The sequence below is a fragment of the Streptomyces iranensis genome (genome assembly GCF_017874715.1).
GTDB lineage: Bacteria > Actinomycetota > Actinomycetes > Streptomycetales > Streptomycetaceae > Streptomyces > Streptomyces iranensis.
The window spans coordinates 12,744-33,091 of sequence record NZ_JAGGLR010000035.1 but is presented as its reverse complement, the minus strand read 5'-3'; the positions used below and the strand labels follow the sequence as shown (position 1 = coordinate 33,091).

The window sequence follows — 20,348 nt, the reverse complement described above, 5'->3', positions numbered from 1 at the left end:
CTGGTGATACAGGTACTGTGAGAGCCACCCTTGCCTGGTCCGCTGGCTCACGCTGCAACAATCCCCTCCTGCACAGTCATTTTCTTGATTGCTTTGATTTGTATTGCGACCCGGCATCGTCGTCGTGAATCGACCACCATCAGCACTACCCAAGTGCCGTTGCAGTACTAAGCCCCTCTAACTCGTCGGCCAGTACACCGCGCTGAGCCCGCTCGGCGAGCAGCAGCTGCGCGGGGACTGCCCGTTCTGTCGATCGCCGTACCTTCGGATTCGCCCTGGGCTCGGCACGTACCACTGCTTCGGATGCGGGGCCGGGGGCGACGCCCGGATGTTCGCCGCCAAAGTCGGCCACCGCCCCTGAACACCGGCAAGTTCAGGCCGCGGGGCCGGGATATCGCTCGCCGCAGGCGGGACAGGGCATCAGGGTGGCTTCGGTCGGGGACGGTGAAGGCGGTGTCGCAGCGGCGCCAGAACTGCAAGCACCCGAACCGGACAGTGCAGGTCATCGTCCCCGTAGCCACGTCCGGGGCGCCAGGGTCGAGCTGTTCGCCCAGCACCCGCGGCGAGAAGCCCCCGCACAGCGGGCACTCGTGCTCGGCCGGTGTGGTGTAGCCGGTCCCGTCGCTGCTCCACACACCGTGATGGCGGACAATCGTCCCGGGCGCCACCTTGCCACCGGCGCCGCAGCGCAAATACGGCACCGGATACGGCTTCGGCCGCCGCGTGCTGTCGACCAGCACCTCCGAGGTGACCCGGATTTCCCGCCATACCCGTGTCCCCAGCCGCTCCTCCGGTCCCTCGCCACCGATCACCCCGCCCACGGGTAGAAGACCGAGCCTGGATCGGCACCGAGGCCAGAAGTCGGCCTCCCCCTCCTCCACGGTGGCCGGATCGCGCAGCGGCCGCAGGCCACGGGCGGGCTGGGAGGGGTGATCGCGTACCGGCCCAGGACGTCGACGTGTTTGTCCTTCAACGGCGAGAGCCGGGCTTTGTCGGCCTCGTCGATCACGTAGCCCTCGGCCTCCAGCTGGGCCGGCGCGGCGTCCAGGTACCGGGTCGTCCAGAGCACGACCGCGTTGAGCACCAGGCCGAGCGCGGCCGGCTGGACCTCCTGGCCTTCGCGATAGGCCTGCATGATCTGGCCGCGTTTGCCGTGGCAGATCTCCCGTGCCAACCGGTGCCGGGATTCCTGCAGCGTGAGCTGCCGGTTCATCCGCCGCCGGTAGGTGTCGTCCACGGGGTCGCACACGGCGAGCAGGTGCATCGTCTTGTCGATGCGCCCGCACTCGGCGAACGCCTGCCCCAGCGGTGTCATCCAGCCTTCCCTGCCGAACACTCGCAGCAGGTCGTAGGCGCGGACCCGGTTGGTGATCAGCGATCCGGCGACGCGGAGCATGTCCAGCCAGTGCGTGATCATCTTGTCCAGGTTGGCCTTGTTGCGGGCGATCGCGTTCAGCGGCCCGTAGTCGGCCTGGCGGCACCAGATCGGCGTCGATGTCCTTGGCCGGCGGCGACTTCGAGGCGCCCTTGCGCCGCGACAGCCGCGGCAGCGTGCGCACCGCGGCCAGCGCAGCCACGCCACCGCGTGATTGAACAGCGCCACCGGCCCCTCGGCGTGCGTCCACGCCCGGCCGTAGAGGAAGGTACGGAACTTGCGGCCCCACTCCAGATCCACATAGGCGTGGTAGCCGAACGCCTCCTGGATCTCCCAGGCGTGCTCGTAGGCAGTCCTCTCCCGCTCGGTGTGGCGCCTTACGCACGGAGGATCGCCGATGCCAAGCTGCTCGGCGAGGTACACCACCACCGGCCACGGCACCGCGAGCGGGTCTCGCAGGAACAAGCCCACATGGCGAACGGTGCAGACCTGAAGAGCGAACCCCAAGCGCGAGTGATCACCACGACGCTTACCGATCAGCCGCCGGTCCTCATCGTCCAGGAAGAAGAACCGCTCCAGCTCCGGGCGGGCCGGCTCCTGGGTGAACGTCCCGTAGGACTCAGCCTGCTCATCGGTCAAGAACTCAACGGGTACCGGCCGGAACCTAGTCGATCAGCCCTGACCTGCGGATCTTGGCTTAGCGCCAACCGCTGTACCGCTGCTACTCAACCCCGGGGAGGCCCGCGCGTTCGCGGGAACTGAAGGTTCTTCAGTGCGAACCCACGGGTCCAGTGGTGTGCGTCAGGCTGATGCATCGGTGAGTTCGGGTGGAATACGAGGATGGTGAGCGGTCCGCAGGCTTCGGCGGTGATGTCGGCGGATGGCCTCGGCTAGGACGGGCGCCCGCCGAACTGCCAGTTGTGCACCTCAATGTCGGCGTACCGGTCCAGAGTCAGGATGGCGCGTGCCGTGTCCGGGTCAGGCGCTCGGACCAGCGCCGCGGTGCCCAGCCAGGTGGCGCCGTTGTCGGACAGCAGCGGTCCGTAGGCGATCAGCTCGTTCCGGTCTGGCGGCACTTCGAGGTCGGCGGCCTGTCCTGTGCCGAGGCCGATCACCAGGTACCGGTTGCCGCCGGTCCGGCCGCCGGGGAAGTCCCACATGGTGCGCCCCAGCGTGTTGCGCCACCGTCGTAGCAGCACGTCCCGGTAGACGCCGGCCTGGTAGTTCGGCTCGTCGAAGGCGAATGTGCGGGCAGTGGCGGGATCGGGCAGGTCGAGGATGTGAACGCTTCCGGTGGGTGTGTCGCCGTCGTCGGCGAGAGTCGGGCCCCGGGCGATCATCTCCTTCGCGTACCGGTCCATGTAGGACCAATGCTCTTCCCCCAGCTCGTAGCGCAGTGGCAGGGAGGCGGGCCGGTCGCGGTGGTAGCAGAGGAACTCCATGCCTAAAGATCTCTTCTAGGAGGTGACCAGGTCGAGCGGGTTTCACGGCGATTGCTGCTCGGCGGCCTGTTCCAGCAGGGCCCGTGCGGAGTCCGCGTAGCGCATCGCGGTCTTCTCGTCGAGCCCGAAGACCTCCGCGAGGTGGAGTGGGTCGGGGCCTTTGACCATGGCTTCTTCGAGCTGCCGGTCGACGCGGAGTCTCTCCAAGGTCGCGTCCTGCCCGCGCATCGCAGCGCTGATCCAGTGGTTGCTGGCCCAGCTGGTGGCGTTGGCGGTCTGGTTGTTGATCAGCAGGTGGAGGTTCGCGGTGTTCGGCCACCGGCTGCGCCGGTGCTCCAGCCAGTCCAGCAGCAGCTGCAAGGTGAGATCGTCAATCGGGCGGACATGTCCGGCGACGGTCAGCCGGCGGTTGCCGAGGTCGACGTCGTCGAGCATGAGGGTGGCGACCCGGGCGGCGTGGACCGCCGCGAGGGCGAGGATGAGCCGGGTCGCCGGGGTGGTGGCCGCGGCGACGGAGCGGTCGACCTGCTCGGGAACGAGCGGTTGCAGCACGGCGTACTCGTATTGTCCGGCCCTGATCCGGCTGGCGGGGTTGCGGAAGATCAGCCCGTTCCGCTTGGCCCAGATGAACAGCGAGCGCAGGGCGACGAGTTGGTCATGCCGACGGTGACCGTGCAGTGTCTTGATGTAGGTGAGGACGTCGTCGCGGGTCACTTCCCGCAGATGGTCGTAGCGGTTCGACCATTCCAGCAGAGCCGGGCGGACCCAGTTGAGGTAGAGCCAGACCGTGCCCTCCCGTCGCGGGAGGCTGCGCGGGCTGCCGTCGCGCAGGACCCGGGTCCAGCGCTCGGTCTCCGAGCGGATGCCGGGTGCGAGACCATCCAGCCTCTCGGCAAGCCAGCGTTCGAAGGAGGGTTCGCTGTCGTCTTCGAAGATCCCCATCTCCTCCAAGACCGTGATGGTGTGGCCGACCGGCAGGTCCAGGGCCCGCGGTGGGGCGAAGATCTCCGTGTGCCGGATGACGTCGCCCTCGACGTAGCCGGTGAGGACGAGGGCCAGGCCCCGGTTGACGGCGAAGCGGATGTTGCGGCCCCAGCCACGGGCCTCGGCGAGCCGGTGGGCGAGGTACTTCGCCCAGGTCAGCCAGGGACTGGCCAGGTCCGCGTCGGCCAGGGCGAGCCGACTGTAGGCGCGGGGGATCTGCTCGAACAGCGGTGGCTGCGTCCAGCCGGGATCCGGGGCCAGGCCGTGGCGGGCGGCGGCTTACGCGGGGCTCCCCGCCGGGCCGAGGGCGTCGGTCTGCGGTAGTGCATCCCGACGAAGAACAGCTGATGGTGCCGGACGGCGGCGAGCCGCTCCCGCACGTCCGTCTCATCCGCGAGCCGGCCGGCGGCGGCCTTCGCGCTGAGGCGGGCCTGGCACCAGCACAAACGGCAGTACTTCCACTTCAGCGGCTGGATGCGGCGGCAGCCGTTGCATCCAGCCGCGTCGTGGGCACGGCCGAACATGTAGCAGGTGAGGCAGAGGCGGCCGCTGAAGCTTCCCCAGGCCAGGCAGCTGCCACAAGAGTCGGTGGGCTTGACGTAGCCCTTCGGGAACCGTGCCACCGGCTCACTACGGCGGCAGCGACCGGCCGTCCCGGCGCTTGGGAACCACCTTCGGTGCGGCGGTCCCCGCGCCGACAGCGGCCCGTTCCGTCGCCTCCGCCTGCCCCGGGCGGTGGACCTTCTCCGGCTCGGGGATCAACAGGTCACCGATCTCGCAGTCAAGGACCACGCAGATGACGTCCAGGTCCTCCAGCTTGAGCGAGACCGGCTGGCCGGACCACAGCCCGGACATTTTCCCCGCTGAGATCACCAACCCGTGCTCGGCCAGGCTCCGCTGGAGTTCGGACGCCTTCCAGACACCCTTGTTCGCGGCCGTCAGCCGCAGGTTCCACTTCATCGGATCAGCCCTTCCAGCCGCATCGCGGCCCGCTCGGTCCCGGCGGCCCAGGCGTCCTCGACCCGGGTCTGCTGGACGTGGACGTACCGCATCGTCGCGGCGATCCAGGAATGCCCCAAGACCTCCTGAATTGCGAGCAAGTCCAGCCCGGTCTCATAGAGTTGGGACGCGCAGAAGTGCCGCAGGACATGCGGCGTCAGCTTCTCGCCCCACCCCGGCAGATGTGCCTTAGCCGCGTCCTTGAGCCCGCCCCGCAGGGCGTCGTCGCCCACCTGGCGCGAGGAGCCGTCGGCGTTCTTGCGCTCGGAGGGAAACAGCGGGGCAACCGGGCGGCTGTGGTCATCGTCGAACTGGCCCCACACGTCCTCGGTGAACCACCGCAGCGTCCGGTCGGCACCGTTGATCAGCGGAACCATCGGCTCACGCGGGCCCGAGCCGCGGGCGCCCTTGCCGTGGCGGACGTGGAGCTTGCCGAAGCGCCCCAGGTGTCCCACTTGATGTCTGTCAGGTCGAGCTTGCACGCCTCACTGACCCGCAGGCCGACCTGGGACATCAGCTTGGAGGCGGTGTAGTTCCGGGCGGTCGGGGCGAACTTGCGGCAGGTGGCCAGCCCGCCGCCCCAGCCTTTGAACAGCGTCCCGACCTCCGGCCCGGTCGGGGGAATCCGCAGCTGGGCGTCCTCGGCCCCGCGCGGCCGGTTCATCTCGTCGATCGGGCACTCGACCACCCGGCCGGTCATCCGGTGACGCTCGACCTTGTGCCGCAGCTCCAGAATCAGGAAGTACGTCGTCAGGGCCTTCGACCGGCCAGCCGGGTACCGCTGGGAGAGTTCCGCAGCGTCTTTCCGAAGTACGCGTCGGCGTCAGCTGGCTCCATGTCCCACAACGGTCGGCCGAACCAGGTCCTGATCTGCTCCAGGTGCCCGACGTTCCCGCGGATCGTGCCGTTCGCCAGGCCCGCCGAGGCCCGCGCGAGGACGAACCCGGACAGCACGTCGGTCTCGAAGCGCTCCAGCTCCTCCGCCGACGCGGGCGCCCAGTGCTCACGCAGGTCCCGCACGACCGCCAGCGCCGCCAACCCGAGCCTCCTCGCCTTCGGCCATCGAGTCCGGTCAGCAGGCCATCGAAGCCATGCGCGGTGGGGGCAACCATTCGGGCGACACGGCCCTGGTAGCGGCGAGTCGCCATGACGAGCGGATCCTCCGATCCTCAGCCAACCTCGGCACATGGACTGGGACCTCTGGGCACGTCGTCTCGACCGTCTACGACATGGTTACCGAGATCTACCACGAACTCCTGGTTCAGCGAGCTCCAGGCGAGTCTGTTCGCGGACACCCAGGAGAAGGTCGACGGGTCGTTGGCGGCGGCGAGCGGGACTGCGCTCGAAAAGATCGAGCGCATCTCTGACCGCCTTCGGGACGGCGACCCCGAGTCTGTCAGCCAGGCCCTCACCACCTGCCGCCGGTTGATCGACTCCTCTGCGGACTACGTGTTCCCGGCCCGGGACGAGCTGTACAAGATCGGGGACGAGGTCGGCCTGAAGGTCGGACCGCAGCAGGTGCTGAACCGGCTCCAGGCCCACACCCACGCCTGCGTGGCGTCCAAGAGTCGCAGGGACCGGCTACGTCGGACCCTGTCCGATCTCTACGCCCGGTGCTCCGCAGGCACTCACGCCGAGGTCACCATCGACGAGGCCCGTTTCATCTTCCTGCAGACCTGCAGACCTACATCGCCCTCGGCGAGACCCTGACCCTGAGCGCGCCCGAGGACGGCGACTCCTGATTTCGGCTACCCGCCACATGCCGCGTAGGGACCGCTGGTGACAAGAATCGCTGGAAGGTGACATCTACCGCGTGAAGTCACACGCCGGGCCCCGCATGACGCGCGCCACTATTGCAAGCAAATGCTTGCAATAGTTAGCACACCTGTTGCAGCATCGAGGCATGGCATCACTCAACGTCGGCAACCTCGGCGGGTTCCTGCGCGAGCAGCGGCGCAGTGCGCAGCTGTCGCTGCGGCAGCTGGCCGATGCGGCCGGGGTGTCCAATCCGTACCTCAGCCAGATCGAGCGCGGGCTGCGCAAGCCGAGCGCCGAGATCCTGCAGCAGCTGGCGAAGGCGCTGCGGATATCCGCCGAGACCCTGTACGTACAGGCGGGGATCCTCGACGAGCGGGACCGCGAAGAGACCGAGGTGCGCAGCGTGATACTCGCCGACCCCTCGATCAACGAGCGGCAGAAGCAGGTCCTGCTGCAGATCTACGAGTCCTTCCGCAAGGAGAACGGGCTCCAGACCGCCTCGGACGACGCCTCCGACACCCCCGACACCGGCGCCGACGTCGCCGCACCCTCGAACTGATCCGGGAGGACCATCACCATGGCCATCACCGACGACGTACGCAAGACCCTCACCGACCCGACCCCGCTGTACTTCATGGCGGGCACGGCCGACATCGCCGCCCAGAAGCTCAAGGAGGTGCCGTCGCTCGTCGAGAAGATCGTCGCGGAGGCCCCGGAGCGCCTGAACGCGGTGCGCAACACCGACCCCAAGGTCGTGCAGGAGCGGGTCTCCGAGCAGGCCAAGGGCGCCCAGGACAAGCTCACCGAGATGCTGGGGACGCTCGACACCGACATCAAGCGGCTGCGCGACACGGCGCAGGACCTCGCCCTGCAGGGTGTGGGCCGGGCCGCCGAGCTCGCCGTGAAGGCGCGGGAGCGGTACGACGAGGTGGCCGAGCACGGCCAGGAGGTCGTACGGACCTGGCGTGGCGAGGCGGCCGACGAGGTCGTCGACATCGCCGACGCGATCGAGCCCAAGGGGGAGCGGGACGGCCACGCGGCCCAGTCCAAGGCGCCGGCGCAGTCGGTCGCCATGGACTCGTCCAAGGAGGCGCCGAAGTCCCCGGCCAAGCCGGCCACCCCGGCCGCGTCGAGCGGCTCCGGCCACTCGGGCGCTCAGCCGTCCGCGGCCTCGCCGGCCTCCCAGGCCAAGAAGGCCCCGGCCCGCGGAAACAAGCCCGCCACCGCCGCCAAGAAGCCGGAGCCGAAGTCGGCCGGCTGACGCGCGCACGTCCACGACCGGGCCGGGTACGCCGGGTATACCCTGCGTGCCCGGCCCGGTGGGCGGGTACGGTGGCCCGCAGAGACGCTTCCCATACATATCTTCTAGGCGGTGGACGGCGTGCTGGTTGAAGGCTTCGGCAAGCTGATGTACTGGGTCTCCTGGGCCCTGCTCCTCTTCAGCCTCTTCGCCTTCGTCGACTCGGCGATCCGCCGGGAGGACGCGTATCGAGCGGCGGACAAGCAGACCAAGGCATTCTGGTTGATCATCCTCGGTCTCGCGGCCGCGGTGAACTTCTTCATGGGGATCCTGGACTTCCTGCCGATCATCGGGCTGATCGCGACGATCGTGTACATCGTCGACGTCCGGCCCGCGCTGCGGCAGGTCTCCGGTGGTGGCCGCCGCTGGCCGCGCGGCCGCGGCTCCAGCTCCGACGGCCCTTACGGCCCCTTCAACGGCCGATAGCGGGCACGAGCGACCCGATAACGGGCCGCGGCCGGTCAGCCGCGGTCCAGCAGCAGCACCGCCAGATCGTCGGTCAGCTCCCCGCCGTTCAGCGACCGCACCTCGGTGACGGTCGCGTCCAGCAGCTCCTCACCACGCCGTCCCTCCGCGACCTGGCGCGCCACGATCTCGACCATCCCCTCCTGGCCGAGCCGCTGCACCCCCTGCCCGACGCGGCCCTCGATCAGCCCGTCGGTGTACATCATCAGGCTCCACGCCCCGCCGAGCTCGACCTCGTGGCGCGGCCAGCGGGCGTTCGGCACGAGCCCCAGCGCCGGGCCGTTCTCGTCGGTGGGCAGCAGCCGGGGCGCCATGCTGGGGCGGATCGCCAGCGGTGAGGGGTGCCCGGCCAGGCAGACTCCGGCCCGGCGGCCGTCCGGGGAGATATCGATGGTGCACAGTGTGGCGAAGATCTCATCGTCGGCGCGTTCGTTCTCCAGCACCTGCTGAAGGGTGCCGAGCAGCTGATCGCCACAGAGCCCGGCGAAGGTCAGGGCGCGCCAGGCGATCCGCAGCTCCACGCCGAGGGCGGCCTCGTCCGGGCCGTGGCCGGACACGTCGCCGATCATCGCGTGGACCGTGCCGTCCGGGGTGCGGACGGTGTCGTAGAAGTCGCCGCCGAGCAGGGCGCGGCTGCGGCCGGGCCGGTAGCGGGCGGCGAACCGCAGCCCCGAGCCGTCCAGCAGCGGGGTGGGCAGCAGGCCGCGCTCCAGCCGGGCGTTCTCCTGGGCGCGCAGCCGTGACTCGGTGAGCTGGCGCTGGGCGAGGTCGGAGCGTTTGCGCTCGACGGCGTAGCGGATGGCGCGGCTGAGGATCCGACCGTCCAGCTCGCCGCGGAAGAGGAAGTCCTGGGCGCCCACCCGCACCGCCTCGGCGGCGCGCTCGGCGTCGTCCTCCGCGGTGAGCACGAGGACGGCGTGCGAGGGCGCGAGCTTCAGCACCTCGCGCAGCGTGGCCAGCGAGTCCGCGCCGTCGTGGCACGGGCCCGGCAGGGCCAGGAGGATGCACTGCACCCCGTCGGTGAGCAGCCGGGTGGCCTCGGTGAGGTTGCGGGCCGTACGGATACGGACCCGGTTACCCTCGGTGTCCAGCATCTCGGGAACGTTGAAGGCACCGGACGGATCGTCCTCGATCACCAGCAGGGTGAGCCCGTTGTCGGGCAGGGTGGCGGGACCGGCTGACTGGGCCGGTGCCTCCCGTTGCCTCGGCACGGGTACGGACATCGCTCGATTCCTTCCCTCCCCCCGAGGGCGCGCCCCGCCGAACGGCGGAGCGCACATGGGATCCCGGTACGCACACCGACTGGTCGGTTTCAGCAATGTCAGGGCGCGGGTACCGGATACTGCCAGGCGACCTTAGCGCTAGGCGGCCGTTTCACGGAATGACCTCCAGGCATCGACTTTTGTCATATGCCCCACGCCATGCGGCACTTGATTACCCGGGAGACAATCCCGGGATGACGAACATCACGCTGGTGCTGGGCGACATCACCGAGCAGAGCGTCGACGCGGTCGTGAACGCGGCCAACTCCTCCCTGCTGGGAGGGGGTGGCGTCGACGGAGCCATCCATCGACGGGGCGGACCCGACATTCTGGATGAATGCCGCGATCTGCGCGGATCTCGCTACGGCAAGGGACTTCCGGCCGGTCAGGCGGTCGCCACTACGGCCGGCCGGCTGCCCGCCCGCTGGGTGATCCATACGGTCGGACCGGTCTTCTCCGCGACCGAGGACCGCTCGGCCACCCTCGCCTCCTGCTACCGCGCGTCACTGCGGGTCGCCGATGAACTGGGCGCCCGTACGGTCGCCTTCCCGGCCGTCTCCACCGGCGTCTACCGCTGGCCCCTCGACGACGCCGCCCGGATCGCGCTCACCACCGCGCGCGATACGGACACTTCGGTCACCGAGGTCCGTTTCGTCCTCTTCGACCAGCGCGCGTACGACGCCTTCGAGACGGCCCTGAACGAGCTTCCGCCGGCCTGAGCCCTGGGCGGCCGGCGCTACCTCGCGTCCGGCCGCACCACGCCCAGGATCGGCATCGAGCCCGCGCCCGCGACCGTCACCTGGCGGCCGGGGCGCGGGGCGTGGATCATCGCGCCGCTGCCCACGTACATCCCCACATGGCTCGCGTCCCGGAAGTAGATGATCAGATCACCCGGGCGCATGTCCTTCACGCTCACCTTCGGCAGCAGCCGCCACTGCTCCTGCGAGGTCCGCGGGATCGCCCGGCCGGCCGCCGCCCACGCCCGCTGGGTCAGCCCCGAACAGTCATAGGTGTTCGGGCCCACCGCGCCCCACACATAGTCCTTGCCGAGCTGGTCCTTCGCGAAGCCGACCGCGCGGCCGCCCCTCGCGGTGGCACCGTCGCCGAGCTCCCGCAGTATCCCGGTGTCCAGCCATTTCGCCTGTGCGCCACGGGCCTTGTCCTCCTCCAGCCGGCGCAGCCGCTCCCGCTCGTCCTTCGCCAGCCGGGACTCCAGCCGCTGCGCCCGGCCCAGCTTGCGCAGGATCTCCTTCTTCGCGGCCGCCTTCTTCGCCCGGCTCCGGTCCAGCCGCTCCCACTCCTGGGAGGCCGACTCGGCGTAGCGGTCCAGCGCCACCTGGGTGCGCGCCAGACGGCCGATCAGACCGTGGGTCGCCTTCTCACCCTTGCGCGCGAGCGTGACGCCGTCGAGGAAGTCACCCGGGTCGCCGTTGAGGAACAGCCGCGCCTCCGCCGGCATCCCGCCGCCGCGGTACTGGGCCCGCGCCATCGCCCCGGCCCGCTTGCGCAGTCCGGCCATCTCCTTCTGGGCCTTCACCACGGCTCGGGCGATCCTCAGGATGGACTTCTCCTGCCGGGCCTGTTTCTCCCGCGCCAGGTTGTACGCGTCGGTGGCGGACTCCGCCTTGCGGTAGAGCCCCTCGACCTCCTTACGGACCGCCTCCAGGCTCCGGTCCCCGGTCCCGCCACCACCGGTCCCACCACCGGTCCCGCCACCTGGCGTCGGCCCCGGTTCGCCGGGTGCGGCGTACGCCGTCTCCGGCATGGCCGACAGTCCCAGCGCGCAGACGAGCGCGGTGGCCGCGGCGACGCTCACACCCCTTCCTCTCCCGTCCCGCCTCACCCGCGGTCTCCTCTCGTTCCGCTCCGGCCGTGGGCGCTCCTGTCCCTCTCGCGCGCCAGACCTGACGTACCGGCACGTAGGGACGGATAGTGACATGCCGCACCGCAATCCGACAGAGACACGCGGCGGTTACGCCGGCAGCCACCCCGAACCGGTTCACCGGACGGGTGCCGCACAGGTGTCCGACGGGCCCCGGGCGGCCTCCGCGAGGAGGTCGCCCACGCCGCGATCCAGCCGTGACCTGGCCGTGACATGGCCACCACACTGACGGCCGAGGTTCACCGTCCGTTAACTCACCCCCTCAGGCCGCTTCACCTGATCTGCCTAATTTCGGCCCTACTGAGCGTGAGCCGAGAACGGCTCCGGCGCACGCCGCAACAAGTGCGCTCCACCCATCTCGCGCGCCGTCCCCCAACCGGCGGCTTCTGGAAGGAACCCCCGAAAGTGAAGCTTCAGCGCAAGAACCGGCTTCGCGCCATCGCCGCCGGTGCCCTCGCCGTCTCCGGCGCCCTTGTCCTCACGGCGTGCGGCTCCGACGACAACAGCGGTGGTGGCGGTGGCGACTCCAAGGCCGCCTCCAACATCAAGTGCGACGGCAAGGGGCAGCTGCTGGCCTCCGGCTCGTCCGCGCAGAAGAACGCCATGGACCTGTGGATCAAGACCTACGGCGAGGCCTGCAAGGACACCAAGCTCAACTACAAGGCCACCGGCTCGGGCGCGGGCATCCAGGAGTTCCTGCAGGGCAAGACCGCCTTCGCGGGCTCCGACTCGGCACTGAAGCCCGAAGAGGTCAAGTCCTCGGAGAAGGTCTGCAAGGGCGGCAAGGCCATTGACCTGCCGATGGTCGGCGGCCCGATCGCCGTCGGCTTCAACGTGCCCGGCGTGGACAAGCTGACGCTGAACGCCGAGGTCCTCGGCAAGATCTTCAACTCCGAGATCAAGAAGTGGGACGACCCCGCGATCAAGGCGCTGAACAAGGACGCGAAGCTTCCGAGCCTCAAGATCCAGGCGTTCCACCGCTCCGACGAGTCGGGCACCACGGACAACTTCACCAAGTACCTCAAGGCCGCCGCGCCCAAGGCGTGGCCGCACGAGCCGGGCAAGGCGTGGGAGGGCGAGGGCGGCCAGTCGGCCGACGGCTCCTCCGGGGTCTCCTCGCAGGTCAAGCAGGTCTCGGGCTCGATATCGTACTTCGAGCTCTCCTATGCGACCGCGAACAGCATCAAGACCGTCGACCTGAACACCGGCGCCTCCGCCCCGGTCCAGGCCACCGTCGAGAACGCCTCCAAGGCCATCTCCGAGGCCAAGGTCAAGGGCACCGGCAGCGACCTGGCCCTGGATCTGGCCTACGACACCAAGGCCGACGGCGCCTACCCGATCACTCTGGTCACCTACGAGATCGCCTGTGACAAGGGCAACAAGGCGAGCACCCTCGCCGCGACCAAGTCCTTCCTGACCTACGTCGCCAGCGAGGACGGCCAGACCTCGCTGAAGGAGCTGGGCTACGCCCCGCTGCCGGCCGAGATCGCCAACAAGGTCCGCGAGAGCGTCAAGAGCCTCTCCTGACCCGAGTGCGGCTGACTCCGTCGTAGCGATCGCCACGTCGGAGTCAGCCGCATCGTCCGGTGCACCGCCGCGCCAGGAGCCTCCTCCGCAGCAGGCTCCGCAGACCGGAGAACCCATGAAAACGGATATAGCACCCACATCATCAGCCGCAGGGTCACCACCGAAGGTCAGGACCCGCTCCACCGGCCGCGCCGGTGACAAGATCTTCCTCGGCCTGTCCCGGGGTTCCGGTATCGCTCTGCTGGTGATCATGGCGGCCATCGCGGCCTTCCTCACCTACCGCGCCGCCATCGCGATCTCCAAGGACGAGGCCAACTTCCTCACCGCCTTCGAGTGGAACACCAGCTCCTCGCCGATGCGGTTCGGCATCGCCGTCCTCGCCTACGGCACGGTCGTCAGCTCGATCATCGCCATGCTCATCGCGGTCCCGATCGCGGTGGGCATCGCGCTGTTCATCTCGCACTACGCGCCGCGCCGGCTGGCCACCACGGTCGCGTACGTGATCGACCTGCTCGCCGCGGTCCCCAGCATCGTCTACGGCCTGTGGGGCGCGCTCTTCCTCGTGCCGCATCTGACCGGCCTGTACACCTGGTTCGACGACTACCTGGGCTGGACCGGGATCCTCAGCTACCAGGGCGGCGCCGCGCGCTCCCTGTTCACCGTCGGCATCCTGCTGGCGATCATGATTCTGCCGATCGTCACCAGCGTGAGCCGCGAGGTCTTCCGGCAGGTCCCGAAGATGCACGAGGAGGCGGCGCTGGCGCTCGGCGCCACCCGCTGGGAGGTCATCCGGATGGCCGTCCTCCCGTTCGGCCGCTCCGGCATCATCAGCGCCTCGATGCTGGGCCTGGGCCGTGCGCTGGGCGAGACCATGGCGGTCGCCACCGTGCTGTCCCCCAACTTCCTGATCGAGACCAGCCTGCTGGACCCGGGCGGCGGCACCTTCGCCCAGAACATCGCCAGCCGCTTCAAGGAAGCCGGCAACGACGGCCGCGACGCGCTGATCGCCTCCGGTCTGGTGCTGTTCGTCATCACCCTGCTGGTGAACGGCGCCGCGCGAATGATCATCGCCCGCCGCAAGGAGTACTCGGGGACCGCCGCATGAGCACTGTCGTTGACAAGAACGCGCGCCACGGTTCGAGCCTCCAGCAGGCCCGGCTGCCCGGATGGGCCCCGTACGCCCTGGTCGTGGTCTCGCTGGCCCTGGGAGCGGGCATCGGCACCGCCCTCGGAATGGGCAACCCGTTCCAGATGGGCCTGCTCGCCGCCCTGGTCTTCATCGTCGCCTCGTACGCCCTCGGCGCCGTGGTCGAGGGCGGTCGGCAGGCCAAGAACCGGCTGGCCACCAGCCTGGTGTGGGTCTGCTTCCTGCTCGCCGTCGTCCCGCTGCTCTCCCTGATCTGGGAGACCATCGACCGGGGCCGGACGGTGCTCGACGGCTACTTCCTGGCCCACTCCATGGAGGGTGTGCAGACGATCCTGCCCGGCGGTGGCGCGTACCACGCGATCATCGGCACCCTGGAGCAGGTCGGCCTCGCCGCGCTCATCGCCGTGCCGATCGGGCTGCTGACCGCCATCTACCTGGTGGAGTACGGGCGCGGCCGGCTCGCCAAGGCCGTCACCTTCTTCGTCGACGTGATGACCGGCATCCCCTCGATCGTCGCCGGTCTGTTCATCCTCAGCTTCTGGATCATCATTCTCGGCTTCAGCTACTCGGGCTTCGCCGGTGCCATGGCGCTGGCCATCCTGATGATGCCGATCGTCGTCCGCTCGACCGAGGAAATGCTCAAGCTGGTCCCGGACGAGCTGCGTGAGGCGTCCCTCGCGCTCGGCGTGCCCAAGTGGCGCACCATCCTCAAGGTGGTGCTGCCCACCGCGATCGGCGGGATCACCACGGGTGTGATGCTCGCGGTCGCCCGTATCGCCGGTGAGTCCGCGCCCATCGTGCTGCTGGTCTTCGGTGCCACGGGGATCAACAACAACCCGTTCGAAGGCGCCCAGTCGTCGCTGCCCTACTACATCTACGAGCAGTGGCAGCTCGGCAACGAGGCCTCCTTCAACCGGGCCTGGGCAGCGGCGCTCGTGCTCATCGCCTTCGTCATGATCCTGAACCTGGTGGCCCGCGGCATCGCCCGCTGGAAGGCCCCGAAGTCCGGCCGCTGAGGCCAAGAAGAAGAGAAGTGATTCACATGGCCAAGCGCATCGACATCAGCGGGCTCACCGCCTACTACGGCACCCACAAAGCCATCGAGGACATCTCGATGACCGTCGAGCCCCGCTCGGTGACCGCCTTCATCGGCCCGTCGGGCTGCGGCAAGTCCACCTTCCTGCGCACCCTCAACCGGATGCACGAGGTCACCGTCGGCGGCCGGGTCGAGGGCAAGGTGATGCTCGACGACGAGAACCTCTACGGCTCGGGCGTGGACCCGGTCTCCGTGCGGCGCACGGTGGGCATGGTCTTCCAGCGCCCCAACCCGTTCCCGACGATGTCCATCTTCGAGAACGTGGCCGCCGGGCTGAAGCTCAACGGCTCGTACAAGAAGAGCGAGCTCGGACACGTCGTCGAGAAGTCCCTCAAGGGCGCCAACCTGTGGAACGAGGTCAAGGACCGGCTCAACAAGCCGGGCGCCGGGCTCTCCGGCGGTCAGCAGCAGCGGCTGTGCATCGCCCGCGCCATCGCGGTCGAGCCCGATGTGCTGCTGATGGACGAGCCCTGCTCGGCGCTCGACCCGATCTCCACGCTCGCCATCGAGGACCTGATCGGTGAGCTCAAGGAGCGCTTCACGATCGTCATCGTGACGCACAACATGCAGCAGGCGGCGCGCGTCTCGGACCGTACGGCCTTCTTCAACCTGGCCGGTGTCGGCCAGCCGGGCAAGCTCATCGAGATCGACGAGACCGAGCGGATCTTCTCCAACCCGTCGGTGCAGGCGACCGAGGACTACATCTCCGGCCGCTTCGGCTGACCCAGGCCCCTCGCACGACCGGCGAGGACAGAACGTCCTGCGGTGCTGCATGGCGGTGCCACCGCAAGACGAAGGGCCCGCCCCTGGCTCCCGGGGGCGGGCCCGCTCTCATTGGCCCGCTCATGGGCCCAGCCTTGTTGTGCGGCGGTCAGCTTGCGCCGGCAGTCAGCTTGCGCGGCAGCCAGCGGCGGTCAGCTCGTGCGTGCGGTCAGTTTGTGCGGCGGTCAGCCGAAGGCCAGGTTGACGATCCAGTAGCTGAGCGCGGCGACTCCGGCCGCCGCGGGCATGGTGATGAACCAGCCGAGGACGATGTTCTTCGCGACCCCCCAGCGGACCGCGCTCACCCGCTTGGTCGCCCCCACGCCCATGATCGCCGAGGTGATGACATGGGTGGTCGAGATGGGCGCCTGGAACATGAACGACGCCGTGTACATGACGCCTGCCGCCGTGGTCTCCGCCGCGAAGCCCTGCGGCGGGTCCAGCTCGATGATCCGCCGTCCCAGCGTGCGCATGATGCGCCAGCCGCCCGCGTAGGTGCCGAGCGACAGCATCGCGGCGCAGGAGATCTTCACCCACACCGGAATCGCGTCGCCTTGGTCCTCGACACCCCCGATGACCAGGGCCATCACCACGACACCCATCGTCTTCTGGGCGTCCTGGAGGCCATGGCCGAGCGCCATGCCCGCCGCCGAGACGGTCTGGGCTATCCGAAAGCCGCGCTTGGCCTTGTGCGGGTTCGCGTTACGGAAGATCCAGAGGATGACCACCATCACGAAGTAGCCGAGCACCAGGCCGACGATGGGCGAGAGGACCATCGGGATGACGATCTTCTCCAGCACTCCGTCCCAGTGGACCGTGCTCGCCCCGGCGAGCGCCGCGCCGACCAGCCCGCCGAACAGCGCGTGCGAGGAGGAGGACGGCAGACCGTAGTACCAGGTCACCATGTTCCAGGTGATCGCGCCGACCAGTCCGGCGAACAAGATCATCATGCCTTGGTCGCCGGTGGGGGTGGCGATCAGGCCCTCGCTGACGGTCTTGGCGACGCCGCTGCCCAGGAAGGCACCCGCGAGGTTCATCACGGCGGCCATCGCGAGCGCCGCCCGTGGGGTAAGCGCCCGGGTGGAGACCGAGGTCGCGATGGCGTTGGCCGAGTCGTGGAAGCCGTTGGTATAGGTGAAGAACAGCGCGACCGCGATGGTCACGACAAGCGCGAAGGTGTCCATGCCCGAGCTCAGGACTCCTTGACCGCGATGGTCTCGACCGTGTTGGCCACATGCTCGAAGGCGTCGGCCGCCTCCTCCAGCACATCGACGATCTGCTTGAGCTTGAGCACCTCCATGGCGTCGTACTTACCGTTGAAGAGGTGCGCCAGGAGCTTGCGGTGGATCTGGTCCGCCTGGTTCTCCAGCCGGTTGACCTCGATCCAGTACTCCGTGAGGTTGGTCATGGTGCGCAGATTCGGCATCGCCTCGGCGGTCAGCTCGGCCGCCCGCGCCAGCACCTCGATCTGCTGCTCGACCCCCTTGGGCAGCTCGTCGACCTGGTAGAGGACGACCAGGTCGACGGCCTCCTCCATGAAGTCCATGATGTCGTCGAGGGACGACGCGAGGGAGTAGATGTCCTCGCGGTCGAACGGCGTGATGAAGGAGGAGTTCAGCTGGTGGAAGATCGCGTGCGTGGCATCGTCCCCCGCGTGCTCCGCGGCCCTCATCCGCTCCGCGATCTCGGCACGAGCGGAGGAGTCCGCCCCGAGCAGTTCCATCAGGAGCTTGGAGCCGGTCACGATGTTGTCCGCGGACGCGGCGAACATGTCGTAGAAGCTCGTCTCCCTGGGGGTCAGACGAAAGCGCACTGGGGATCCTCGGAATGCAGCGGATGGGGACTCGACGATGCTAGGCGCATCTTCCGGCCACGGTAACCGGCGGTCCCAGTGTCGCCCATTGGGCAGAGTGCTCAGCACGGGGGCCCGGTTCGACCGGAAAAGGCGGTACCATATACCCACCGGGGGTATATGCGGACATAGCGCAATCAACGGGAGGAAGCCATGACGACCTCGGCGGCCGACACCACCGCGCCCACCGACGGCGACGAGCGGGGCCAGGCGTCCGGGCACACCTCCGCCCAGGACTCCGTACCCCACCGTGGGCATGGATACGCCAAACAAAAGGATCAGCATCTGAAGCGGCTGCGCCGGATCGAGGGCCAGATCAGGGGACTGCAGCGGATGGTCGAGGAAGACGTCTACTGCATCGACATACTCACCCAGGTCTCGGCGAGCACCAAGGCGCTCCAGTCCTTCGCCCTCCAGCTGCTCGAGGAGCATCTGCGCCACTGTGTGGCCAGCGCGGCCGTGGAGAGCGCCGCCCAGGGCGATGCGGAGGGCGCAGGAGAGGTCGACGCCAAGGTGGCCGAGGCCACGGCGGCCATCGCCCGGCTGCTGCGGACCTGAGCGGCGGTACGGGCCGCCTGCGGGGCGGCGCCGCCGCGGACCCGCACCCGGGCGTGGACACGACCGTCCGCTCGCCTCTCGCCGGACGGGGCCGCTGGGCACCCGCCGGCGAGACGGCGGCGTCGACGTTGCCGGAGGGCGTCCGCTACGGGGCGTCCGGGCTCCCGGCGCCGGACTCCGGGGCGGCCTTCGCCTCCTCGGCGCGCTTCGCCTTCTCCGCGCGCTTGACCTTCTCGGGCCGCTTGACCTTCTCGGGACGCTTCCTGTCCTCGGCGCCCTTCCCGTTTCCCTTGGCGCCCGTGGCCCCCTCGGCCGAATCTGATCGGTCAGCCTGCACCCGGAGCACCTCGTCGATACGGTCCGTACTGAGCCTGTCCTCGTCCGCGCTCGACGCAGCGATCATCAAGTCACCATAGAGATCGATTTCGACGAGGGCCACGGGGTCCGGGCCCGACGAGCCGCGACGCGCAACCACGTGTTTCACCTCCTCCAGCGAGCACCTGCGAGCACTTTCGAGCAGCGGCTTCCCAGCGTAGGGATCGGTACACACTCCGCGCATGGCACGGATGGGCCATTTCGAAGGGCAAAGCGGGCCCCTCCGACTACTTCTGAGGTGATCCGACCTTTCCTGTGTAGATATCCGTGGGCTTGGGGAGCTCGACCTCGGCGGGGGCCCCGAAGTCGTACAGCTCCGTGGTCGAGGCGACCCCCAGTTCGCCGCGCCGCCGCCCGGCGGCTTCCGGGCTCTCCGCCGCCTCCTGGCCGTCGGCCCGGCTGGTCACCGTGAACCGGTGGCGCACCTCGCGCAGCCGGCCGAGCCCGTCGAGATACGCGTCGAAGCGCACCGTGCTCTCGTCGAACCCCCTGGCCGCGGCCACCAGTGATCCCCGCGCGCCCTCCGACGCGGCCCGCGCCGCCCGGCCGATGTCGGTGGTGCCGCGGTAGTGGCGCACCAAGTCTCCGCCGAGTCCTTCCTCGCCGACCAGGCTGGCCTCCCGCACCCCGCGCAGCAGCTCGGCGGCGGTCAGTGGATCCGTGGCACCGCCGGTGACCAGATTGCCGTCGGGAATGTCCGTCGTATCCACCCGCACCCATTTGTCGCGGGGAATGCCCGCACCGCGATTGCGCATGAAAAGCGCCCCGGAGGTCAGGAGTTCGGTGATCGGCGCATGCTCGGCGGTCCCCATCGCATCCCTCGGCAGCAGCAGCCGCAGCCGTCCCAGCCGCTTCTCGAAGTCGTACGCGCCGGCGCCCCGGATGGACACGCGGGTGCCGCCCGTCGCCGTCTCCATGGTCGTACGGACCCGTGAGCTGCCCGATTTGACCAGCACATCCGCGGCGCGGTGCAGGACCGTGACCGCGCTCTCGCGTGCGGTGCCGCCCGGCCGCTCATCGGCCGCCGTCTCGGTGGAGCAGCCGCTCACGGTCGCCAGCGACACGGCCAGCAGGCCACCCGACACGACCGCGGCGACCGCTCTCACCCGTCTCCGTACGCCGAGCCCGCGCTGCTGGAACACCATCGACCGCCGACCCCCTGGCCACGCTCGTCCCGCTTGGTACTTGTTCGTTTAACGATTCACACCGGTGGCTCGTCACGGCCCGGTAGCGTGGTCATGTGCTCGACTCAGGCGACATAGGCCCCGGCCAGAACCGCACCACCACCGTGGAGCGGGGCTCGTTCTCTCTCGCCCGCTGCACCTGCGGCTGGTCCGGTCCGGCCCGTCGCGCCAGAGCCCTCGCCCGCGATGACGCGGCGGACCATGCGACGGCCCGTCACACCCGGTCCGGTACAAGCGATTCACCGGACTCATCCGATTAGTCCGGATCAGGCTCATCCGATGAGCCCGGATCGGGCTCGTCCGATTGGCGCGGGTTGTCCGTCCCCCGACAACTCTTCGGCCACGAGCGGAACCACACCCCCCGGTCGACCCCTCTGACC

General features: G+C 69.1%; 23 protein-coding genes and 3 pseudogenes. 12 read left to right on the top strand and 14 right to left on the bottom strand.

Features of this window, described 5'->3' with window-relative positions; translation table 11 throughout:
- Positions 1–193: 193 nt before the first annotated feature.
- A pseudogene (locus J2Z30_RS44640) lies at positions 194–361 on the top strand (CHC2 zinc finger domain-containing protein); the annotation flags it as partial.
- 523 nt (positions 362–884) lie between these two features.
- On the opposite strand, the pseudogene J2Z30_RS50460 reads toward J2Z30_RS44640, so the two are convergent.
- From J2Z30_RS50460 to J2Z30_RS50450, 4 genes and pseudogenes are all read right to left on the bottom strand, one after another.
- Positions 885–1,474: pseudogene (locus J2Z30_RS50460) on the bottom strand (Tn3 family transposase); the annotation flags it as partial.
- A gap of 105 nt (positions 1,475–1,579) precedes the next feature.
- Positions 1,580–2,014 (bottom strand): annotated as a pseudogene (locus J2Z30_RS50455) (DUF4158 domain-containing protein); the annotation flags it as partial.
- 251 nt (positions 2,015–2,265) lie between these two features.
- Positions 2,266–2,817, bottom strand: a complete 552-nt coding sequence (locus J2Z30_RS44630; RefSeq protein WP_044572025.1) for a YciI family protein — start codon at positions 2,815–2,817, stop codon at positions 2,266–2,268.
- A 42-nt stretch (positions 2,818–2,859) separates the two neighbouring features.
- Positions 2,860–3,759: a site-specific integrase gene (locus tag J2Z30_RS50450; protein ID WP_245389179.1), complete on the bottom strand. Its 900-nt coding sequence runs from the start codon at positions 3,757–3,759 to the stop codon at positions 2,860–2,862.
- Positions 3,760–3,828: 69 nt separating this feature from the next.
- On the opposite strand from J2Z30_RS50450, the gene J2Z30_RS50445 reads away from it, so the two are divergent.
- Positions 3,829–4,125: a hypothetical protein gene (locus J2Z30_RS50445; protein WP_245389178.1), complete on the top strand. Its 297-nt coding sequence runs from the start codon at positions 3,829–3,831 to the stop codon at positions 4,123–4,125.
- 306 nt (positions 4,126–4,431) lie between these two features.
- On the opposite strand, the gene J2Z30_RS44620 is transcribed toward J2Z30_RS50445, so the two are convergent.
- From J2Z30_RS44620 to J2Z30_RS50430, 4 genes are read right to left on the bottom strand one after another with little or no spacing between them, the layout of a single operon-like run.
- Positions 4,432–4,761, bottom strand: coding sequence for a helix-turn-helix domain-containing protein (locus J2Z30_RS44620; protein WP_044572027.1), 330 nt, complete (start codon positions 4,759–4,761; stop codon positions 4,432–4,434).
- The gene (locus J2Z30_RS50440) at positions 4,758–5,177 is read right to left on the bottom strand and encodes a tyrosine-type recombinase/integrase (RefSeq protein WP_245389177.1); all 420 of its coding nucleotides are present in this window, start codon (positions 5,175–5,177) and stop codon (positions 4,758–4,760) included. The genes J2Z30_RS44620 and J2Z30_RS50440 overlap by 4 nt, the downstream gene beginning before the upstream one ends.
- Positions 5,165–5,500, bottom strand: coding sequence for a site-specific integrase (locus J2Z30_RS50435; protein ID WP_245389176.1), 336 nt, complete (start codon positions 5,498–5,500; stop codon positions 5,165–5,167). The genes J2Z30_RS50440 and J2Z30_RS50435 overlap by 13 nt, the downstream gene beginning before the upstream one ends.
- Before the next feature lie 50 nt (positions 5,501–5,550).
- A complete protein-coding gene (locus J2Z30_RS50430) occupies positions 5,551–5,838 on the bottom strand; it encodes a hypothetical protein (protein WP_245389175.1) in 288 nt (95 codons plus the stop codon).
- 279 nt (positions 5,839–6,117) lie between these two features.
- On the opposite strand from J2Z30_RS50430, the gene J2Z30_RS50425 reads away from it, so the two are divergent.
- The 4 genes from J2Z30_RS50425 to J2Z30_RS44595 all read left to right on the top strand — a co-directional run bounded on the left by J2Z30_RS50425 (position 6,118) and on the right by J2Z30_RS44595 (position 8,284).
- Positions 6,118–6,510, top strand: coding sequence for a hypothetical protein (locus tag J2Z30_RS50425; protein ID WP_245389174.1), 393 nt, complete (start codon positions 6,118–6,120; stop codon positions 6,508–6,510).
- A 193-nt stretch (positions 6,511–6,703) separates the two neighbouring features.
- Entirely contained in the window at positions 6,704–7,117 is a 414-nt protein-coding gene (locus J2Z30_RS44605) for a helix-turn-helix domain-containing protein (protein WP_044572029.1), read from the top strand.
- Positions 7,118–7,135: 18 nt separating this feature from the next.
- Positions 7,136–7,819, top strand: coding sequence for a hypothetical protein (locus tag J2Z30_RS44600; protein WP_044572031.1), 684 nt, complete (start codon positions 7,136–7,138; stop codon positions 7,817–7,819).
- A gap of 120 nt (positions 7,820–7,939) precedes the next feature.
- Entirely contained in the window at positions 7,940–8,284 is a 345-nt protein-coding gene (locus J2Z30_RS44595; protein ID WP_037955086.1) for a DUF2516 family protein, read from the top strand.
- 35 nt (positions 8,285–8,319) lie between these two features.
- On the opposite strand, the gene J2Z30_RS44590 is transcribed toward J2Z30_RS44595, so the two are convergent.
- Positions 8,320–9,546, bottom strand: a complete 1,227-nt coding sequence (locus J2Z30_RS44590) for a PP2C family protein-serine/threonine phosphatase (protein WP_044572033.1) — start codon at positions 9,544–9,546, stop codon at positions 8,320–8,322.
- A 233-nt stretch (positions 9,547–9,779) separates the two neighbouring features.
- On the opposite strand from J2Z30_RS44590, the gene J2Z30_RS44585 reads away from it, so the two are divergent.
- Positions 9,780–10,304, top strand: coding sequence for an O-acetyl-ADP-ribose deacetylase (locus tag J2Z30_RS44585; protein ID WP_044572034.1), 525 nt, complete (start codon positions 9,780–9,782; stop codon positions 10,302–10,304).
- A gap of 17 nt (positions 10,305–10,321) precedes the next feature.
- Here the strand turns inward: J2Z30_RS44585 and J2Z30_RS44580 are convergent, their stop codons facing one another.
- The gene (locus J2Z30_RS44580; protein ID WP_044572036.1) at positions 10,322–11,428 is read right to left on the bottom strand and encodes a C40 family peptidase; all 1,107 of its coding nucleotides are present in this window, start codon (positions 11,426–11,428) and stop codon (positions 10,322–10,324) included.
- A gap of 444 nt (positions 11,429–11,872) precedes the next feature.
- On the opposite strand from J2Z30_RS44580, the gene pstS reads away from it, so the two are divergent.
- The 4 genes from pstS (at position 11,873) to pstB (ending at position 15,960) form a co-directional block, all read left to right on the top strand.
- Complete coding sequence (gene pstS, locus J2Z30_RS44575) at positions 11,873–12,994, top strand: phosphate ABC transporter substrate-binding protein PstS (protein WP_044572038.1); 1,122 nt, start codon at positions 11,873–11,875, stop codon at positions 12,992–12,994.
- 115 nt (positions 12,995–13,109) lie between these two features.
- The gene (pstC, locus tag J2Z30_RS44570; protein WP_044572040.1) at positions 13,110–14,099 is read left to right on the top strand and encodes a phosphate ABC transporter permease subunit PstC; all 990 of its coding nucleotides are present in this window, start codon (positions 13,110–13,112) and stop codon (positions 14,097–14,099) included.
- Entirely contained in the window at positions 14,096–15,157 is a 1,062-nt protein-coding gene (gene pstA, locus J2Z30_RS44565) for a phosphate ABC transporter permease PstA (protein ID WP_044572042.1), read from the top strand. Before pstC ends, pstA begins: the two co-directional genes overlap by 4 nt.
- A gap of 26 nt (positions 15,158–15,183) precedes the next feature.
- Entirely contained in the window at positions 15,184–15,960 is a 777-nt protein-coding gene (gene pstB / locus J2Z30_RS44560; RefSeq protein WP_044572044.1) for a phosphate ABC transporter ATP-binding protein PstB, read from the top strand.
- Positions 15,961–16,184: 224 nt separating this feature from the next.
- Here pstB and J2Z30_RS44555 read toward each other — a convergent pair whose 3' ends face one another.
- Both J2Z30_RS44555 and J2Z30_RS44550 read right to left on the bottom strand, forming a co-directional pair.
- Positions 16,185–17,183 carry an inorganic phosphate transporter gene (locus J2Z30_RS44555; RefSeq protein ID WP_044572046.1) on the bottom strand — a complete coding sequence of 333 codons (999 nt, stop codon included), beginning with the start codon at positions 17,181–17,183 and terminating at the stop codon, positions 16,185–16,187.
- An 8-nt stretch (positions 17,184–17,191) separates the two neighbouring features.
- The gene (locus J2Z30_RS44550) at positions 17,192–17,812 is read right to left on the bottom strand and encodes a DUF47 domain-containing protein (protein ID WP_044572048.1); all 621 of its coding nucleotides are present in this window, start codon (positions 17,810–17,812) and stop codon (positions 17,192–17,194) included.
- Between the two features lie 192 nt (positions 17,813–18,004).
- Here J2Z30_RS44550 and J2Z30_RS44545 point away from each other — a divergent pair, with 192 nt between their 5' ends.
- Positions 18,005–18,409: a metal-sensitive transcriptional regulator gene (locus tag J2Z30_RS44545; protein WP_044572050.1), complete on the top strand. Its 405-nt coding sequence runs from the start codon at positions 18,005–18,007 to the stop codon at positions 18,407–18,409.
- 145 nt (positions 18,410–18,554) lie between these two features.
- Here the strand turns inward: J2Z30_RS44545 and J2Z30_RS44540 are convergent, their stop codons facing one another.
- Both J2Z30_RS44540 and J2Z30_RS44535 read right to left on the bottom strand, forming a co-directional pair.
- Positions 18,555–18,812, bottom strand: a complete 258-nt coding sequence (locus tag J2Z30_RS44540; protein ID WP_209469114.1) for a hypothetical protein — start codon at positions 18,810–18,812, stop codon at positions 18,555–18,557.
- 199 nt (positions 18,813–19,011) lie between these two features.
- A complete protein-coding gene (locus J2Z30_RS44535) occupies positions 19,012–19,929 on the bottom strand; it encodes a hypothetical protein (RefSeq protein ID WP_044572054.1) in 918 nt (305 codons plus the stop codon).
- Positions 19,930–20,348: the final 419 nt, after the last annotated feature.